General features: G+C 49.3%; 2 protein-coding genes (1 of these 2 running past the window's edge). Both read left to right on the top strand.

What is annotated here, in order from left to right:
• Positions 1-11,054, top strand: partial view of a non-ribosomal peptide synthetase gene (locus Q5Y71_RS08755; RefSeq protein ID WP_306041698.1) — the 3' portion only. The gene continues 7,501 nt to the left of window position 1, outside the view; only the last 11,054 of its 18,555 coding nucleotides appear in the window; its start codon lies beyond the left edge, outside the window; the stop codon is at positions 11,052-11,054.
• Positions 11,044-20,361 carry a non-ribosomal peptide synthetase gene (locus Q5Y71_RS08750; protein WP_306041696.1) on the top strand — a complete coding sequence of 3,106 codons (9,318 nt, stop codon included), beginning with the start codon at positions 11,044-11,046 and terminating at the stop codon, positions 20,359-20,361. The genes Q5Y71_RS08755 and Q5Y71_RS08750 overlap by 11 nt, the downstream gene beginning before the upstream one ends.

Here is a 20,361-nt window from a genome sequence, read left to right as displayed (position 1 = left end):
GCGTGCGTAAAGCGGGTTGGATAATGGAGGTGCATAGCTTATTTAAATTTCCCGTACTGGCCGATCTCGCCAAACAGCTCAAAGTGGCAGAGCAGATCGCTATTCCTGTTAACGCAATCCCCGATCACTGTGATGCCATTACTCCAGAGATGGTGACCTTGGTGGCTTTGAATCAGCAGGAAATTGATAGCATTGTCAATTCTGTCTCCGGTGGTGCGGCTAATGTACAGGATATTTATCCCCTGGCACCGCTACAGGAGGGGGTTTTATTTCATCACCTGCTGCGTAGTAAACGCGGCGTTTATTTGCAGTCCAATCTTTTGACTTTTGATCGTCGTGAACGACTGGATCTATTTGTTGAAGCCTTGCAATGGGCCATCAAACGTCACGATATTTTTCGTACTTCAGTGTTGTGGGAAACACTGAGTGAGCCAGTACAAGTGGTGTGGCGTGAAGTACCTTTGGTGGTTGAGGAGGTCGACTTATCGGGCTCCGCCGATGCAACGATATCTTTATCTCAATATTTTGATCCCGAACATTATCAATTGGATGTGAGTCAGGCGCCCCTATTACGTATAGGGATTGGATTTGATGTCAACGAAAATCGCTGGCTCGCCCTCATATTGCGCCATCATTTAATAGACGATCATACCTCCACCCTATTGTTACTCAATGAAGTGCTGAGCTATATGCAGGGACGTGCGGCACAACTACCTGAGCCCGTTCCCTTTCGCCAACTGGTGGCTAGAACTCGTCTGGGTGTTAGTCGGCAGGAGCACGAAAGCTTTTTCCGCAATATGCTGGCTGATGTGGACGAACCCACGATGGCTCTGGGTGTGTTGGATGTTTATCGCGATGGTTCACAGATCGATATGGAGTACGCGGTATTGGAGCGCGATCTGTCAAAAGCATTGCGTGCGGCAGCGCTGGCCTTACAAGTGAGTACAGCAAGCCTGTTTCATCTGGCCTTTGCTAGAGTGCTGGGATCTCTGTCTGGTCGTGATGATGTGGTCTTCGGAACGGTATTATTTGGTCGTATGCAGGCGGGGGAATCAGCAGATCGCGCTTTGGGCATGTTTATCAATACCTTACCCATACGCATTAAACTGGCTGAAAATCCCCTGGTAGACGTTCTGCGCAATACCTATGATTCACTGGCCGATTTGCTTCGCCATGAACATGCCTCTCTCGTCTTAGCACAACGCTGTAGTGGTGTAGCGGAACCGCTACCCCTGTTTACCTCGTTGCTGAATTACCGCCATATGAACCTGGGTGAACAACAGCAAGGGCTGAATTGGGATGGTGTGTCACTGCTATCCGGTGAACAGCGCAGCAATTATCCTCTGGTGGTGTCAGTGGATGATTACGGTGAGGATTTTGGTCTGAAAGTGCAGGGGGTCGGCTTAATCAAGCCCGCAGTGATCAGCGCCTATATTCAGCAAGTACTAACAGCTTTAGTAGCGGCTTTAGAGATGGCGGTGGGTGAAGAAACGGATCTCTTTTATTATCAACTGCCCTTGTTAAATACAGCGCAACGGCAACAGATAGTGGAACAGTGGAATGCCACCGACGCCGACTATCCCCAGGACAAAACAGTTCATGCATTATTTGAGGATCAAGTTGAGCGCACACCAGAAAACACCGCAGTGGTACATGGCGATAATGCGATCAACTATCGAGACTTAAATGCTCAGGCCAACTGTCTGGCCCACTACTTACGGGATTTGGGTGTTGCTGCTGGCGACTTTGTCGCCTTATCCATTGAGCGCTCCATTGTGTTGGTGGTGGCCGAACTGGCTATTCTCAAATGTGGCGCAGCCTATGTGCCCATTGATCCTAGCTTTCCAGAAGAGCGGCAAGCCTTCATACTGGACGACTGTGCAGCCCAGTGGGCTTTGATTGTTCCAGGTATGGCGTTACCGCAAGCACTGCCTGTGAAGCAACTTGAGATCACAGAGGCTCTATTACACAACACTGCGACAAGGCACAATTTGAACAGTGCCATTGATACTGAAGCGGCGGCCTATGTCATGTACACCTCGGGTTCAACAGGGCGGCCCAAGGGGATTGTGACACCGGTAAGGGCGATTACCAGCCTGGTACTCAACTGTGCTTATGCCGAGTTTAACGTCGAGGACTGTACGGCTTTTGCCTCTAACCCAGCCTTTGATGCCTCCACGCTGGAAGTGTGGGGAGCCTTGCTGCACGGTGCCCGTACCCTTGTCGTTGACCAGGCTACTTTGTTTACCCCAGAGCGATTTTCGCTACTGTTACAACAATTTGGGGTAACGGTTCTGTTTCTGACCCCCGCTTTATTCAACCACTACAGTCGCGTAGTCCCCAATGCCTTTGGACGTTTGCGCTATTTAATGACTGGGGGCGACAACAGCGACCCTGAAGCTTTTAGACGTGTGTTAAGCCACGGCAAACCCCAGCACCTGCTACACGTCTATGGTCAGACCGAGACCACAACTGTGGGTACAACGTATGATGTGATAGAAGTCGCTGAAGATGCCATCACCATTGCGGTAGGTATGCCCATGTCGAATAAGCAAGTCTATATTCTCGACCCTCAGGGTGAGCCTGTGCCAGTCGGTGTCAGCGGTGAAATTTATGTGGGGGGGGATGGGCTTGCTCTGGGCTATTTGAATCTGCCTGAGTTAACGGCGGAACGCTTTATTGACAATCCATTTAGACCTGAACCTGCAAAAATGTACAGAACGGGCGATTTGGGGCGCTGGAATGAGGACGGCAGTATCGAGTTTATGGGGCGCAATGATTTTCAGGTTAAAATTCGTGGCTTTCGCATCGAACTGGCCGAAATCGAGAGTCAATTGCGTCAGTGTCAGGGGCTTAAAGACGCCCTGGTTGTGGCTCATAAACCCGAACAGAACCAAGCTGAAATCCGTCTGGTGGCCTATTGTGTATTGGAGGCAGATGGGGCTTCAGACAGCGCGGCATTGGGTCGAGCACTGACGCTATCTCTGCCCGACTATATGCTGCCCTCGGCCTATATTATTCTGGATGAATTTCCGCTGGATGCCAATGGTATCGTCAATCGAAAAGCCCTGCCGAAGCCAGACAGCTATCGCTCTATACAGCGTGAATACGAAGCACCCATTGGTGAAATCGAACAAAGTTTGGCGCAGATTTGGTCTGAGCTTCTCGGCGTGGAGCGCATTAGCCGTTGGGATAATTTCTTTCATTTAGGGGGCCATTCACTACTGGTAGTGCAATTGATTGCTCGCCTGCGTCAATCCCTTTCTTTAGAGCCTGCTCTGACCGATATCTTTGAACAAGCTGTTTTAACGGACTTGGCCGCGCACCTATCGGCCCTGAGTCGCACTATCGACTTCAGTATAGAGCCGATAAACCGTGCGCAAACCATACCCTTGTCCTACGCACAACAGCGCCTGTGGTTTTTGACCCAATTGGATAAACAGGCAAGCCTGGCCTACCACATTAGCAGTGGTGCCACACTGCTTGGCATGATGGACCAGCAGAGCTTGCGTAGGGCACTCAATGCACTGGTCTCTCGCCACGAAATATTGAGAACCCGCTTCGTCTTACAGGATGGCAGCCCAATACAGCAGATCCTGCCAGCAGATACTCCGTTCGATCTTTCCATTTACCCTTTGCAGGACACTGCCAGTGGCGACATGGCGTTGCAGCGCATTCTCACCAACGATAGGACAAGCCCTTTCGATTTAGAAGGTGGACCACTGATACGCGGGCATTTAATTCCGTTTTCTGATAGGAAACATGTACTGTTTGTCAGTATGCACCACATTATTGCTGATGGCTGGTCTATGGGGATTTTTTTACAGGAGTTCAGTGCGCTCTACACTTTTTATTCTCAGGGAACCCACTCCCAGAATTTGCATACACCGCTACCGCCATTGTCCATACAATACGCTGACTATGCACTATGGCAGCGTCAATGGTTGTCTGGTGAATTGTTACAGCGGCAGCGCGAATATTGGCAACAGGCACTGGATGGTGCTCCAGCGCTGTTAAAGCTGCCCGTCGATCATTCCCGTCCAGTTGCACAGGATTTCCAGGGTATCGAAATACCTATCACTTTGGATGCTGAGCTGACCCATGGCTTAAAGGTTTTGGCTGAGCGCCACGGTGTTACTTTACACATGGTATTGCTGGCCGCCTGGGCCGGCCTGTTAGCGCGTTTATCGGGACAAGATGATGTAGTGATCGGAAGCCCCATTGCCAACCGTCGCCGTCGGGAAACAGAGGGGCTGATTGGTTTCTTTGTTAACACCCTAGCTCTGCGCATCGACTTATCGGGTTCCCCTACTGTCGAGGCGCTACTAGCGCGGGTAAAAGCCCAAAGCATTGCCGCTCAACAGCATCAGGACTTGCCTTTTGAGCAAGTGGTGGATCTGCTCAAACTGGAGCGCAGTCTGGCTTATACGCCCTTGTTCCAAACCACGTTGGCATGGCAAAACGCGCCTCAGAATCATTTCGACTTACCCGATTTAAAATTTGTGCCCCTGGATAATCTAGCGAGCACGGCCAAGTACGACTTGTCTTTATCACTCGGTGAATTCAGTGGTCAAATTACCGGAAGTCTTATTTATGGGGCAGCACTATTTGAGTCGTCAACCATTCAACGCTATCTAAATTACTGGCAGCGTTTGTTGTCCGCAATGGTGCTGGATAATCGGCAAAGGATGGATCAAATCGAGCTGTTAGCGGCGGGCGAGTATCACCAACTCATCCAACAGTGGGGTCTGGGCAAATCAGTTAGCCAGCCAAAGCTATGTGTCCAGCACTTAGTTGAAAGGCAGACACAGCGAACGCCTCGGGCTCTGGCCCTTGAATGTGGCGATCAGGGGCTGGATTATCAGACCTTGAATGGGCGTGCCAACCAACTCGCTCACTATTTGCGTGAATGTGGTGTTGGGCCTGATAAACGGGTGGCTGTTTGTGTGGCTCACAGTCCAGAGATGGTCATCGCTGTGTTGGCCATTTTAAAAGCCGGGGGCGCCTATGTGCCTATGGACCCCCTGTATCCCATGGAGAGATTACACTTTATGCTGGCCGATAGCGGGGCTGTCGCCCTGTTGACCGATAGCAACAATGCTGGCTTGTTCGATCAGGCGTCTTTGCTAATACCGCTGATTAAACTGACTGATCCCTTGCCGTGGTCAGATTACCCATTTGATAATCCTGCGGCTGGGGATCTGAAACCTTATCATCTAGCCTATGTGGTTTATACCTCGGGATCTACCGGTCAACCCAAAGGCGTTATGGTGGAACATCAAGGTCTGGTGAACCTGTTGCAATGGCACGCTGAGATGGCTGGTCTGAAACCGGCTGATCGTTCCAGCTGTATGGCGGGGCAGGGCTTTGATGCCTCAGTGCTGGAAATATGGCCCACTCTCAGCGTGGGAGCGACACTGCTGATACCGCCGCCTGCCATTGCTCGCGATCCCCATACAGTGCTGAGTTGGTGGCAAAACCAGTCACTTGATGTGAGTTTTCTGCCGACGCCTATGGCCGAGTTGGCCTTTCGCCACAGCATACCTGCCACATTGCGTACTCTGTGTACGGGTGGAGATAAACTCAGGCATTACCCAGACCCATCTACCTCATTTACCCTGTTGAACTACTATGGCCCCACTGAAACGACAGTGGTGGCCAGTGCCGGCCACATCCATAGATCCGATAGTGTGTTGCACATTGGCGGGCCGATTAGCAATACTCGCCTTTATATTCTCGATCGCCATGCCCAGTTGGTACCGCAAGGTGTCTGTGGTGAATTATATATTGGCGGTGAGGGCGTCGCTCGGGGCTATTTGAATCGTCCACAGTTGACAGAAGAATGCTTCCTCCCAGACCCCTTTAGTGATGAACCGAAGGCTCGAATGTATAGAACCGGCGACCTCGCTTGCTGGAATGCCGACGGTACAATGAGCTTTTTGGGGCGCAATGATAAGCAGGTGAAGATACGCGGTTTTCGTATTGAACTGGGTGAAATCGAGAATGCCTTACGCAAGCTTCAGGGGCTTGAAGATGCCGTGGTGATTGCCGACGAGCAGGGGGAAAATACCCGCCTGATTGCCTACTGCATCAGTCACAATAAAACACTGAATAGCGCTGATTTACGCCGGGCATTGAGAGAGCAATTGCCCGAGTCTATGGTGCCCTCTGCTTATGTTTATCTACCGGAGCTGCCTCTGACAGTCAATGGCAAATTGGATCGTCAGGCCCTGCCGATACCTGATGATAGCGCCTACAAGCTTACAGACTACGAAGCGCCGCAAGGAGAGGCGGAAGAAACTCTGGCGGCTATATGGTCCGATTTACTGCATGTTGGTAAGATCAGCCGTTGGGATAATTTCTTTGCCTTGGGTGGGCACTCATTGCTGGCGGTACAATTGATGTCGCGTCTGGCAGAGGCGGGCTGGCAACTGGATGTTCGCGCCTTGTTTAATACCTCGACCCTAGCGGAAGTCGCCCTCCAGGCCGTGCGCGGCGAGGCGGTGACGGTCCCCATCAATGGTATTCCCGCTGGCTGTCAAAGGATTACCGCCGATATGGTCACATTGGCTATGCTGAATCAGCAAGATATTGATCGCATCACTGATCAGGTCCACGGTGGCGCAGGTAATATTCAAGATATCTATGCTCTAGCCCCATTACAAGAGGGGATTTTATTTCACCACTTATTGGATAAGCGAGGGGATACTTATCTGCTCTCTAATGTGTTGTCCTTTGATCAGCGCAAGTTTCTGGATCGATTTATTGATGGCTTGCAGTGGGCAATAGATCGCCACGATATTCTGCGTACTGCCATTCTCTGGGAAGATTTATCACAACCTGTACAGGTCGTCAGTCGACAGGTCTCATTGATTGTCGAACAAGTGCAGATAGATGATCAGCACAATGCACTGCTTGAACTGCAATCTCGTTTTGATCCAGGCCATTACCGGCTGGATATTCGCGAAGCCCCCTTAGTAAGGCTTGCTGTCGCCTTCGATGCAGAGTTTGACCGCTGGTTATTATTAATTCTCAATCACCATCTGGTGATGGATCACACTGGGCTTGAAATCTTAACAAAAGAATTGACCACCTATCTGTGCGATTCAACCAGTCAACTGCCTTTGCCAGTGCCATTCCGGCAATTTGTCGGACAGGCACGTTTGGCGGTGAGTCAGCGACAACACGAGGACTTTTTTAAGGACTTGTTGGCCGATATCGAAGAACCCACAGCGCCCTTGAATATTTTGAATGTGCAAGGCGCAAGTGCTGTGATCAAAGAAGCACAATGTCGGCTTGATGATCATTTAAGTCAGCGCCTGCGCTGCTGTGCGACAGTGTTTGGTGTGAGTGCAGCGAGCTTGTTCCATCTGGCGTTTGCCCGTGTTCTGGGAAGTTTATCGGGTCGGGATGATGTTGTCTTTGGCACGGTGCTATTTGGCCGTATGCAGTCTGGGCTTGCAGCGGAGCGAACCTTGGGTATGTTTATTAATACCCTGCCAATACGCATTGATGTGGGAGAGGTGGCTGTTGAATCAAGTCTGCAGGCAAGTCATTGTCTACTGACAGATTTGCTCTATCACGAGCACGCATCATTGGCATTGGCCCAACGCTGTAGTAGCGTTGAAGCGCCTTTACCTTTGTTTACTGCGCTACTTAACTATCGTTACAGTGGTACTGGCACAGCTAGTGCTACTCAGTCACTGCTGCCCGAAATAAAAGTGCTCAGCACTAGAGAGCACAGCAATTATCCATTGACTTTATCGGTGGACGATCTGGGTGAGGGTTTTAAGCTGACGGCCCAAGTGATCGATGCACTGGATGCCAAACAGATGATTGCCTACCTGGAGCAAGGATTGGAAGCACTGGTTTTTACCTTGGAAACCCAGCCACAAACCCCTTGTTATCAATTGGCTGTATTGCCAGAGAGCGAGCGCGATCACCTTCTCAAGACTTGTAGTGAGACCAGAGAGTTTGCGGTTGGCGATTGTCTCCATCAAATATTTGAAGTCCAGGTGTCCGAGACCCCCAGGCATACCGCCCTGGTCTTTGAAGACCAGAGGCTCAGCTATCAGCGCCTTAATCACCAGGCCAACCAACTGAGCCACTACCTGATAGAGCAGGGGGTGGGCCCCGATGTGTTAGTGGGCTTATGTGTTGAGCGCAGCATTGAGATGGTGGTGGCCTTACTGGCCATTCTTAAAGCCGGAGGCGCTTATGTCCCCCTCGATCCGGCCACCCCTGAATCGCGCTTGCAATTTATGCTGGCTGATAGCACACCGCGTTTGTTAATCAGTGACCGCCCCATCAGCGGCGATATTCCACAGATTGATATCACCGAGGCTGAGCGTTGGTCAGATTACCCCACAGCCAATCCAGTGGTGGCAGATTTGCGCCCGGATCACCTGGCCTATGTGATTTACACCTCAGGCTCCACTGGCGAGCCCAAAGGGGTGATGGTGGAACACCGCCAGGTAGGGCGCTTGTTTGCGGCCACCAATGACTGGTTTGGCTTTACTGATCAAGACGTGTGGACGCTGTTCCATTCCTGTGCCTTTGACTTCTCCGTGTGGGAACTCTGGGGGGCCTTGCTCCATGGGGGGCGTCTAGTGGTGGTTCCCCAGTCCCTTGCCCGTTGTGCTGAGGATTTTTATCGCCTGCTGTGTGAGCAGAGGGTGACGGTGCTGAATCAAACCCCCAGCGCCTTTCAGCAACTGCAACAGGCCCAACAACACAGTCACGACAAGCATCAACTGCGCATCATTATCCTGGGTGGAGAAGCCTTAGATGTCCAGAGCCTGAAACCCTGGTATGCCCACAATGGAGAACAGACCCAACTGGTGAATATGTATGGGGTTACGGAAACCACCGTACATGCCAGCTATCGTCCGCTGAGCATCGAGGACACTGAACAATCGGCTAGTCCCATCGGCCAGCGACTGCCCGATCTGACAAGCTATATCCTCGACCGGCACCATCAACCCGTGCCCGTAGGGGTTATCGGGGAACTGTATATTGGTGGGGCAGGTGTGGCTCGTGGCTATTTGAAGCGAGCGGAATTGACCAAAGCCCGTTTTATTGCCGACCCCTTTAGTGAAGATCCGAATGCCCGTTTGTATAAAACAGGTGATCTTGTCTGTTGGCATAGGGATGGCAGTATTGAGTTTATCGGTCGCAATGACAGTCAGGTAAAGGTGCGGGGCTTTCGGATAGAGCTCGGAGAAATTGAAGCGCGCTTGCGTGAGATTGAGTCTCTTGACAGTGCCGTGGTGATCCTTGACTCGTCTTTGGATGAAAAGCGTTTATTGGCTTATTGTGTGAGTGATAAAGCCCGTTGGGATACGGAGCTGTTGCGCAGCCATTTATTGCAGTGTCTTCCAGTATATATGGTGCCCTCGGTATATATTCGTTTGGATAGTTTTCCGTTAACGGTCAATGGCAAGCTGGACCGCAAGGCTTTACCGCTGCCGGATGGAGAGGCCTACAGTCGAGGGGAATACGAGGCGCCCATTGGAGAACTAGAGGAAAGCCTGGCCGCTATCTGGTCAGAGTTGTTGGGTGTAGAGCGAGTGGGTCGCTGGGATCATTTCTTTGCTTTGGGTGGGCACTCTTTACTGGTCGTGCAACTGATCACTCGTATTCGTCAGACGCTATCTCTTGACCCCTCATTGGCGGATGTATTCGCTAAACCACTGCTAGCGGACTTTGCTGCAAGTTTGGGGACATTAAGTCGTACCGCTTATCAGAAAATTGAAGTGGTGGATCGCAATCAGCCTATTCCCCTGTCTTATGCCCAACAGCGTTTATGGTTTTTGGCGCAACTGGATGAGCGGGCAAGCTTGGCCTATCACATCGCGGGTGGAGTCACTTTGCTAGGGCCTTTGGACAGACAGGCGATGGGCAAGGCTTTCGAGGCGATGGTTTCCCGCCACGAGACCCTGAGAACCGTTTTTATCGAGCTTGACGGGGAACCACAACAGCGGATTCTACCGCCAAAAACCCACGATGTGTTGATTTTCCAGGATCTTCGCAGTGAAGAGGATCAGCACCGGAGATGGCAACAATACCAATATGTGGATAGTCAAACTCCCTTCAGTCTCGAACGGGGGCCATTGATACGCGGGTGCCTCTTACAGATGAGCGATGAGAGGCATGTGCTCCTGATCACTATGCACCACATCATTTCAGATGGCTGGTCACTGGGCGTATTACTCAATGAATTGAGTGTATTGTATAAGGCTTATTGTGAGAAAAAAGACTCCCCTCTCAAACCCTTAGCCATCCAGTATGCCGACTACGCTGTATGGCAGCGTAAGCACTTGTCCATAGAGGTATTTGAACAGCAGCGCCATTACTGGCAGCAGACCTTGGCCCATGCCCCTGCCTTGTTAAACCTGCCCACTGACTATCCTCGTCCAATTGAACAGGATTATCGCGGCACCCAATACAGAGTATTGCTGGATGCAGAACTCAGTCAGCGCCTCAAACACCTGAGTGAACGGGAGGGTGTCACCCTGCACATGGTATTGCTAACGGCCTGGGCGGTGTTGTTGGCACAACTGTCAGCTCAGGATGAAGTGGTGATTGGTACGCCGATAGCCAATCGACAACAGGGGGAAGTTGAAGGCTTGATCGGCTTCTTTGTGAATACCCTAGCTTTGCGGATTGATGTTTCCGGTTCGCCAGAGATCAGTGAATTGTTAAATCGCGTCAAGGCCCAAAGTATCGCGGCACAACATCATCAAGACCTGCCCTTTGAGCAGGTGGTCGAGCAATTGGGTATTGAGCGCAGTCTATCCTATACCCCTTTATTCCAGGTGATTTTTGGCTGGCAAAATGCCCCGCAAGGCGAATTCGATCTGGCCGGTTTGCAGATCGCGCCACTCGATAATCAATCCACTATTGCGAAGTATGATTTGTCCTTGTCACTGGGCGAGGTGGGCGACGAAATTACAGGCAGCCTAATTTATGCCAATGCCTTGTTTGAAGAAAAAACTATTGCCCGTTATATGGGATTTTGGAAAAGTCTATTAGCGAGAATGTGTGAAGAATAATATCCATTGGATGTCACTACTTGACGAGAATGAAAGTCATCAAGTACTGGAAAAGTGGAATGACACCGCCGCAGATTATCCCCGTGACCAATGTATTCACACTTTATTTGAATGTCAGGCCGATAAGACACCTGATGCAACGGTGATTGTGCAAGGGAAGGACACCTTTAGTTATCGTGAAATCAATCGTAAAGCGAATCAGCTCGCACACTACCTGCAAAGACAAGGCGTGCAATCCGGGCATCGGGTAGCATTACGACTATCGCGCTCCATGGAATTGATTGTCGCTGAACTCGCCATTATGAAATGTGGTGCGGCCTATGTGCCCATCGACCCGTCCTATCCCCAGGGGCGCCAGGATATGATGATGGCTGACTGTGGCAGTCAGTGTCTATTGATCACTGAGATGGAAGGGGGAGAGAGGGAGGAGCTTGACAAGCCAGGCTCGGTTAATCGTATCGATGTGAGTGCGGTGCTGCTGCTGGGAGAGTGTCCAGCTCATAATCTCGAGAATGTCGTAAATAGCGAAACAGCAGCCTATGTGATGTACACCTCCGGTTCCACCGGACAACCCAAGGGCGTGGTGATTCCCCACAGGGCGATTGCTCGACTCATCATCAATAATGGCTATGCCGACTTTAGCCCCAGGGATCGGGTAGCCTTTGCCTCTCATCCCGCCTTTGATGCCGCGACGATGGAGGTGTGGGGCCCATTGCTCATGGGTGGCTGTACGGTGATCGTTGAGCAGGAAGTGCTATTGTCACCGGATAGTTTTGCTGCGCTATTACAACAACAAAAGATTAGCGTGTTGTTTATTACTACGGCATTGTTCAATCATTACAGTCGGGCAGTGCCGACTATGTTTTGCGGTTTGCGCTATCTGTTGACTGGCGGGGAAAACAGTGACCCCGAGGCTTTTCAACGAGTATTTTCCCAAGGAAAACCCAAGCACCTGATTCACTGTTATGGCCCCACTGAAACCACTACCTTTGCCATTACCCACGAGGTTAAACAGCTTGAATCAGGGGCGCAGAATATCCCATTGGGTAGACCTATCTCCAATACCCAAATCTATATATTGGATAAACAGGGTGCGCCAGTCCCAGTGGGTGTTAAGGGTGAAATCTATATCGGTGGCGACGGTGTAGCGCTGGGTTATCTCAACCGGCCGGCACTCACTGCCGAGCGGTTTTTACACGACCCTTATAGTCGTAGCCAGGACAACGGGCGGATGTACAAAACCGGTGACTTGGGTCGTTGGCATGACGATGGCATCATTGAATTTGCCGGGCGCGATGACGATCAAGTTAAGATCCGCGGCTTTCGTATCGAGTTGGGTGAAATCCAAGCCCGCCTGCGGGAGTGTGTGGGCGTGCAGGATGTGATTGTCATCGCTGACAAAAGCAGCGCAGAGACCCGTCTGATTGCCTATTACACCCATGATGAACTATCGCCAGAGGGTGAGCAATTGCAAGCACAATTGCTGCGGCAATTGCCGGACTACATGGTGCCTTCCGCCTATGTGGCAATGTCATCGCTTCCCCTAACCACTAATGGCAAAGTGAATCGCAAGGCTTTACCCTTGCCTGATGACGACGCTTACATTCACAGCGAATACGAAGCGCCGCTGGGTGAAGTAGAGCAGGTTCTCGCTCAGATTTGGTCGGATCTGCTGGGCATAGAACGCATTAGTCGCCGGGATAATTTCTTTACACTCGGCGGACATTCACTGTTGGTCGTGAAATTGATGGCCAACTTGCGCGAGGCAGGTTGGGATCTGGATATCCGCACCTTGTTCAAAAACTCAACCTTGGCGGATTTGGCTGAAGAGGTGAAAACGGCTGAAACACCTTCAATTCCAGATAACCACATTCCAGAAGCTTGCAATCAGATCAAACCGCAGATGCTGACGCTGATTGACCTGCAACAGGAGGATATCGAACGCATCATTCCCTGGGTTCCCGGTGGTGCAGCTAATATCCAGGATATCTACCCATTAGCACCACTACAAGAAGGTATTCTATTCCACTATCTCCTGCATGATCAAAGGGATCCTTATTTGCTCTCCAATTTATTGAGCTTTAGCGAGAGAGAAAGTCTGGATCAATTTCTCAATGCCTTGCAATGGGCGGTGGACCGTTACGATATCCTGCGCACGGCGATTCTTTGGCAGGGCTTACCGGAACCCTTACAAGTGGTCTGTCGCAAGATAGAATTCGTTGTCGATGAGTTGGAATTCAGTGGTGATAGTGAGGCCGTTGACGAATTGCAATCTTATATTGAGAACTATGACTACCGGATGGATATTCGTTGCGCGCCTTTGTTGAAGTTGGTCAGTGCTTTTGACACAGTGACAAATCGCTGGATGTTACTGATTCTGAACCATCACTTGATTATCGATCACACAGGTTTAGAAACACTGATTGCAGAGTTATCGGCCTATAGGGCTAATCCACACATGCCATTGCCCAGCCCAGTGCCGTTTCGGCAATTTGTTGCCCAAACCAAGTTGGGTGCTAGCCGTGAAGAACATCAGGATTTCTTTCGCAAGATGCTCGGTGGTGTGGATGAACCAACGGCCCCCTTTGATCTGCTAAATGTATTGAGTGATGGTAGTGATACCGAAGAGTTCCGCACAAGGCTAGATAGCGCACTGGCCACGCGTATTCGGCGTGTTGCAAGTACATTCGGTGTCAGTGTTGCGAGTCTTTTTCATATGACTTTTGCTCAGTTGCTGGGTCGCTTGACGGGGCGGGATGAGGTAGTTTTCGGTACGGTTTTATTGGGGCGTACGCGGACCGCCCAGACTTCTGAGCGCGGCCTGGGATTGTTTATCAACACTCTGCCAATATTAATTGATGCCCATAAAAAAACGGTTGCAGCAAATCTAAAGGATACTCACGATTTATTAGTTGAATTACTTTATCACGAACACGCCTCCCTGGCACTCGCCCAGAGCTGTAGCCAGGTGCAAAGTCCATTGCCCTTATTCACGGCATTAATGAACTACCGTCATAGTGCCGGAGCGGCCGACACTCGGAGCAATGAAAACACCTATACTCCAGATAGAGACATATTGAGTTCGCGGGAACGTACTAATTATCCTCTCACGTTGTCAGTTGATGATATGGGCGAGGACTTTTTGCTGAAAACTCAAGTGGTGAAGGCAGCGAAGGCTACACCGATTAATCACTATTTATCGCAATTGCTAGGTGCTTTGGTGGATGCGCTGGACACTGCGCCACAGACCCTGTGTTCACAGTTGCACATGCTGAACGAGTTTGAGTATCAGCAGTTGTCAGACTGGAATCATACTCAAAGAGACTTCGGCTCAGAAGTTTGTCTACACCAGCTCTTTGAATCTCAAGTTGAGCAAACACCTGAGGCCATAGCCTTGGTTTATGAACACCAGTCGCTGAGTTATTGTCAACTGAATAGTCGAGCTAATCAATTGGCACATTATCTGATTGATCGAGGAGTTAAACCTGATAGTCGGGTGGCCCTATGTGCCGAACGCAGTCTAGAGATGGTTGTTGCTCTGCTGGCAATTCTAAAAGCCGGTGGCGCCTATGTGCCGTTGGAACCCTCTTACCCGAGAGCGCGCCTGCAATTTATATTGACCGACAGTGAACCCGTGTTACTGCTCAGTGATGCTGCTGCAAAAAATATATTCGATATCAATGAACTGACCATTCCTGTATTTGATTTGACTTTAAATCGATCTCTGTTATTGAGCTATCCCGACAGTAATCCAGTGATTGTAAATTTAAAACCCTCTCACCTGGTCTATGTTATTTACACCTCGGGTTCAACCGGACAACCTAAAGGCGTGATGAATGAACACCGTGGTGTGCTCAATTATTTGCGTTGGCGGCAGCACACTTATTCACTGAGTTCCGCAGATGCCGTATTGCAAAAAACCCCTTTTGGTTTTGACGTATCGGCCTGGGAGTTCTTTTGGCCTTTGATAGCGGGCGCACGCTTGGTAATAGCAAAACCTCAGGGCCATCAGGAGCCGCTCTATCTTAAATCCTTGATTGAAAGTGAACAGGTCTCCATTGTGCATTTTGTGCCATCCATGTTGGCGGTTTTTTTGGATCAATTGCCTGCTAAAAGCTGTCCAAGCCTGCGGCAAATGTTTTGTAGTGGGGAAGCTTTGCCCTTACACGTAATGCAACGTTGCTTGGCTTGTTTACCCGAATGTCAGTTGAACAATTTATACGGCCCAACCGAGGCGGCAATTGATGCAACGGCGTGGCATTGTGAGCGCGACTTTGACACAGTATCTATTGGTCGGCCAATTAGTAATGTGCAGATTTATATTTTAGATAACCATGGTCGACCTGTCCCTCCAGGTATCGCGGGTGAGCTTTATATTGGTGGTGCAGGTGTCGCCCGTGGTTATTGGAATCGACCCCAATTAACCGAAGAACGCTTTTTGATGAACCCCTTTTGTCATGTCACTGAAGTGCGAATGTATAAAACTGATGATTTGGCTTGTTGGCGTGAAGATGGTGCCATTGAATTTTTAGGTCGCAATGATTTTCAGGTGAAGATTCGCGGTTTTCGCATTGAACTGGGTGAGATTGAATCTAAACTGCGTGAATGTACAGGTATCGATGACGCTCTAGTACTTGCCAATCAATTAGCGGATGATACCCGTTTAGTTGCCTATTATGTCAGTGAAATGGAACAAAACCATGACGCATTGAGAACACAACTGCTGGCGTGTTTACCAGATTATATGGTGCCTTCTGTGTATGTGGCATTGTCAGCATTTCCGTTGACAGCCAATGGTAAACTGGATAGAAAAGCACTGCCTGCACCGGGGGCGGCATCTCCTATTCGTCGCCAGTATGAGGCGCCGAAAGGTGAAAGAGAAAGTATTCTGGCCCAGTTATGGACCGAAATGCTGGCAGTAGAATCTATCAGTCGTTGGGATAATTTTTTTGCCCTGGGCGGCCATTCTCTGTTGGCTGTGAAGTTAATGACGCAACTACACAAAAAGGGTTGGCAACTGGACATTCGTTTACTATTCAATTCGCCCACTCTGGCTGAACTGGCACAAACGATCGAGGCGTTGGATGAGCTAACAATTCCACCCAATAAGATTCCACTGGATGCTATCTCCATTACACCGGAGATGCTGACACTGATCGATTTAAATCAGATGGAGATTGATAATATCGTTGATTCGATACCAGGCGGTTTGGGGAATATTCAGGATATATACCCACTGATGTCATTGCAGGAAGGTGTATTATTTCATCACTTGGCTGGCACCAGGGGCGATGCTTATTTAAAGTCGAGCTTTTTTGCCTTTGACACACGTGAGCATATTGATCAATTCCTGTCGGCATTACAGCAGGTCATTGACCGTCACGATATTATGCGAACTGCATTTTTATGGCAGGGTCTGTCAAATCCTGTGCAGGTTGTATGTCGGGACGCCCCGTTAATGGTCGAAGAAAAAGCCCTATTGAATGACAGCGATGGCACTGAGCAGTTGCAAGCCTATTTTGTTTCCGGTAACTGTCGTTTAAATGTGGGGCAAGCACCTCTATTGCGTGCTGTAGTGGCGTTTGATGCAATGAAGCATCGTTGGCTGCTCATGTTGCTACAGCATCATCTGATTGACGACCACACCTCAGTCAGACTACTGGCAAATGAAGTGATAATGCATCTTCAAGGCAAGCAGGATCAATTGCCACCCCCCATTCCTTTTCGCCAATTTGTTGCCCGGGCTCACCTGAAAATAAAGTCCGAAGAGCACCAGGCTTTTTTTCAAAAAATGTTGGCAGATATCGATGAGCCGACAGCACCTTTGGGAGTGCTAAACAACAATGGTGACGGCAGCGGGATTGAAGAATGTTGCTGGACACTGGAGTTGTCCCTGGCACAGCGGCTGCGCGCCAGTGCAAAAATGGTAAGTGTCAGTGTCGCCAGCCTATTTCACGTTGCCTTTGCTCGTGTTTTATCAGTGTTATCCGGGCGGGATGATGTTGTGTTTGGGACGGTGTTGTTGGGCAGGTTGCAAGGTGGAAAAGAGATAGATCGGGCGCTTGGCATGTTTATTAATACCCTGCCTATACGACTAAACGTCAACGATAAAAAAGCTGCATGCAGCGTGGAGGAAGTAAACAGCTCCTTGGTTGATTTGTTATATCATGAACAGGCTTCATTAGTATTAGCGCAGAGCTGTAGCGGAATCCGATCACAATTGCCGTTGTTTACAGCCTTAATGAACTATCGGCACAGCAGTCGCGATAAGACCAATGGGACCAATGGTACTGATGGGAAAAATCCTATTGGAGGCATTGAGATGTTAGGCATTGAGGAACGCACCAATTACCCCTTGACCCTGTCAATTGATGACTTAGATAACGGTTTTCTACTGACAACACAAAGTGTTCGGCCACTGGGTGCCGAGGACATCAATGATTATATGGTGCAGGTATTAAGCACTTTGGTTGAGGCACTGGAAAATCAGCGACAAACCCACTGTTCTCAATTTGAATTACTCAATGCACAGAAAAAACAACATATACTGGAAGCTTGGAATACCACAGGCTCTCTTAACCCGCGGATAAAATGTATTCACCAAACACTTGAAATACAGTCTGAGAAAAACCCCGAGGCCATTGCCCTGGTCAATGACAAGGAAACCCTGACTTTCCAAACACTCAATCAGCGGGCCAACCAACTGGCGCATTATTTGCGCGAGCAGGGTGTACAACCCGATAGTCGGGTTGCTATCTGTGTTGAACGCGGCCCGTGGATGGTGGTAGGTATATTAGCTATTTTAAAAGCCGGTGGTGCCTATGTTCCCCTGGATGCGGCGTATCCCCCCGAACGCTTACGACTGATATTAGAGGATAGCGATCCCATTTTGTTATTGCGTGATGATAAGCTAGCGATATCCCAGCATTTGAGTCACTCTGTGAAAAGCATTAATGTTGTTGGCGATAATGCTTTGTGGTCGGATTGCTCAACGGATAACCCTGATCATCGACATCTCAATACTGCTCATTTGGCTTATATAATTTATACGTCGGGTTCGACTGGAGAGCCCAAGGGCATTCAGCAATGTCATCAAACCCTGGTGAATCTGGTACAACAGCAAACCAGAGAGGGTTTAAATACGCCATTAAAGACATTGCAGTTAAGCAATATTGCTTTCGACGTTGCCACACAGGAAATTGTCACTGCCTGGTATACAGGCAGTCCATTGTATTTATATCAAGATGATCTGCGTCTCGACAGTCGTCGGCTTGTGGATATTATCAATAAGCAAAACATTCAGCGTCTCTTTGGGGTGCCATCGGTGCTGGCATTGTTATTGAAAACCATTGAGCAACATCAACTGTCTTTGCCGAGTATGAAGGAAATTATTTCTGCAGGTGAAGCCTTGTTAATGACAGGGGAAATGCGACAATTTTTGAATCGTCACCCCTCCTGTCAATTAATCAATCACTACGGTCCCGCAGAAACTCATGTGGTGACAACATTCAACGCCAGTGATTGTCGTGAGGGTGATGCAATTCCCATTGGCAAACCCCTGGCCAATACACCTTGCTATATCCTCGATAAAAAGGGGCTTCCAGTGCCCGTAGGTGTTGTGGGAGAACTCGTTGTGGGTGGCATGGGACTTGCGCGGGGTTATCTAAATAGACCTCTATTAAACCAGGAGCGTTTTGTACCTGATCCATTTAGTGGTGAGGAAAATAAGTTTATCTATAAAACAGGTGATTTGACACGTTGGACAGAGAGCGGAAATATCGAATTTATCGGTCGCAATGATAAGCAGATAAAAATTCGTGGCATTCGAGTTGAGATGACGGAAATTGAAACAGCACTTCGCCAATGTGACACTATTCAGGATGCTGTCGTCGTGGCCCATCAACGTGGGGGGAATACCCATTTGGTCGCTTACTGTGTGATAGATGTAGAGAGTCTGGATATTCCCAAACTTCGTGAAGCACTATCCTCAATTTTACTCGACGCAATGGTACCATCGGCCTATATACCGTTAAAGAGTATACCACTGACTGTCAATGGTAAAACCGACAGTAGAGCATTGCCTATACCTAAAGAAAAAGATTATTACCAGGAAGTGTATGAAGCGCCCACAAGTCACCCTGAAATCGCTTTGGCAACAATCTGGTCTGGATTACTTGGAGTAGAGCAGATTGGACGCAAAGATAACTTCTTTTATTTAGGTGGCAATTCTTTATTAGTCGTTCGTCTGATTTCTCGTTTACGAGATGAGTTAGAGATTGAAATATCAGTGTCAGATGTGTTCACTCACCCTGTATTGCTTGACCTCGCTATCATGATGCAAGCGTCAACGGGTATGACCATAGGGGATTCAGATATGGAGAGTTCAGATAAACCTGCGTCGTTTTTCCCAATCAGTGAGCGCTTAAAAATCTCTGGGCAGGTAAGCGACCCATATTGTCCTCTAGTTACAATACAAACGGGAACAAGAGAAATGGCTCCCCTGTTTTGTATTCCAGGAGCCGGTGATAACGTGGTCGCGTTTGCAGCACTGGCGACTGAACTTGGAAGTGCCCGACCAGTGCATGCCTTTCAGCCCCGCGGTCTCGATGGCCAACAGCTCCCTTATAAAGATGTAGACGATGCGGCTGAAGACTACTGTAAAACACTACAAACGTTTTTCCCCACAGGTCCCGTGCATTTGTTGGGTCATTCTTTTGGCGGCTGGGTAGCCTTTCAAATGGCTCAGCGATTGAATGCCAGTGGCAGAGTAGTGGCTTCCTTAACACTGATTGATAGCGACGTACCTGGTAATAATACTGATTCCATTCACCAATATACGCGCACCAGCATTTTACTCAAAATGATCGAACTCTATGAGCAAAACTCAGGCTGTTCGATGCAAATCAAGCAAGCGGATCTCGACTCACTGGATGGGGAAGGGCAGTTGCGATTAATTCACAAACATCTGGTTCGCACTAATATTATGCCGATTAACTCCGGGTATCAGGATATTCTTGGATCGGTCCTCACTTTTGAAGCTTCTGTGCGAACGGTTTATCAACCCAGTCGTGCTTATATAGCGCCGATGAATTTGATTCTTGTGGACGAGCCAATGCTATCGGAAGAGAGCAATCGCGAACTTTTTACAGCAAATACCAACCAATGGCAGCGCTGGGCACCTAAGCTTACTGTATGGAAAGGGCCAGGAAATCATGTAAGCGTCTTAAAGCCACCTCATGTAAAAACTTTATCGGCATGGTTGTGTACTAGACTAAGAAAAATGAATGGTATGAGTAGAGCTGGTTAA

The organism is Microbulbifer sp. 2205BS26-8, from assembly GCF_030731025.1.
In the GTDB taxonomy this organism is placed as follows: Bacteria; Pseudomonadota; Gammaproteobacteria; order Pseudomonadales; family Cellvibrionaceae; genus Microbulbifer; species Microbulbifer spongiae.
The sequence above is the reverse complement of the archived record's forward strand: the minus strand, read 5'-3'. Positions and strand labels throughout refer to the sequence as shown.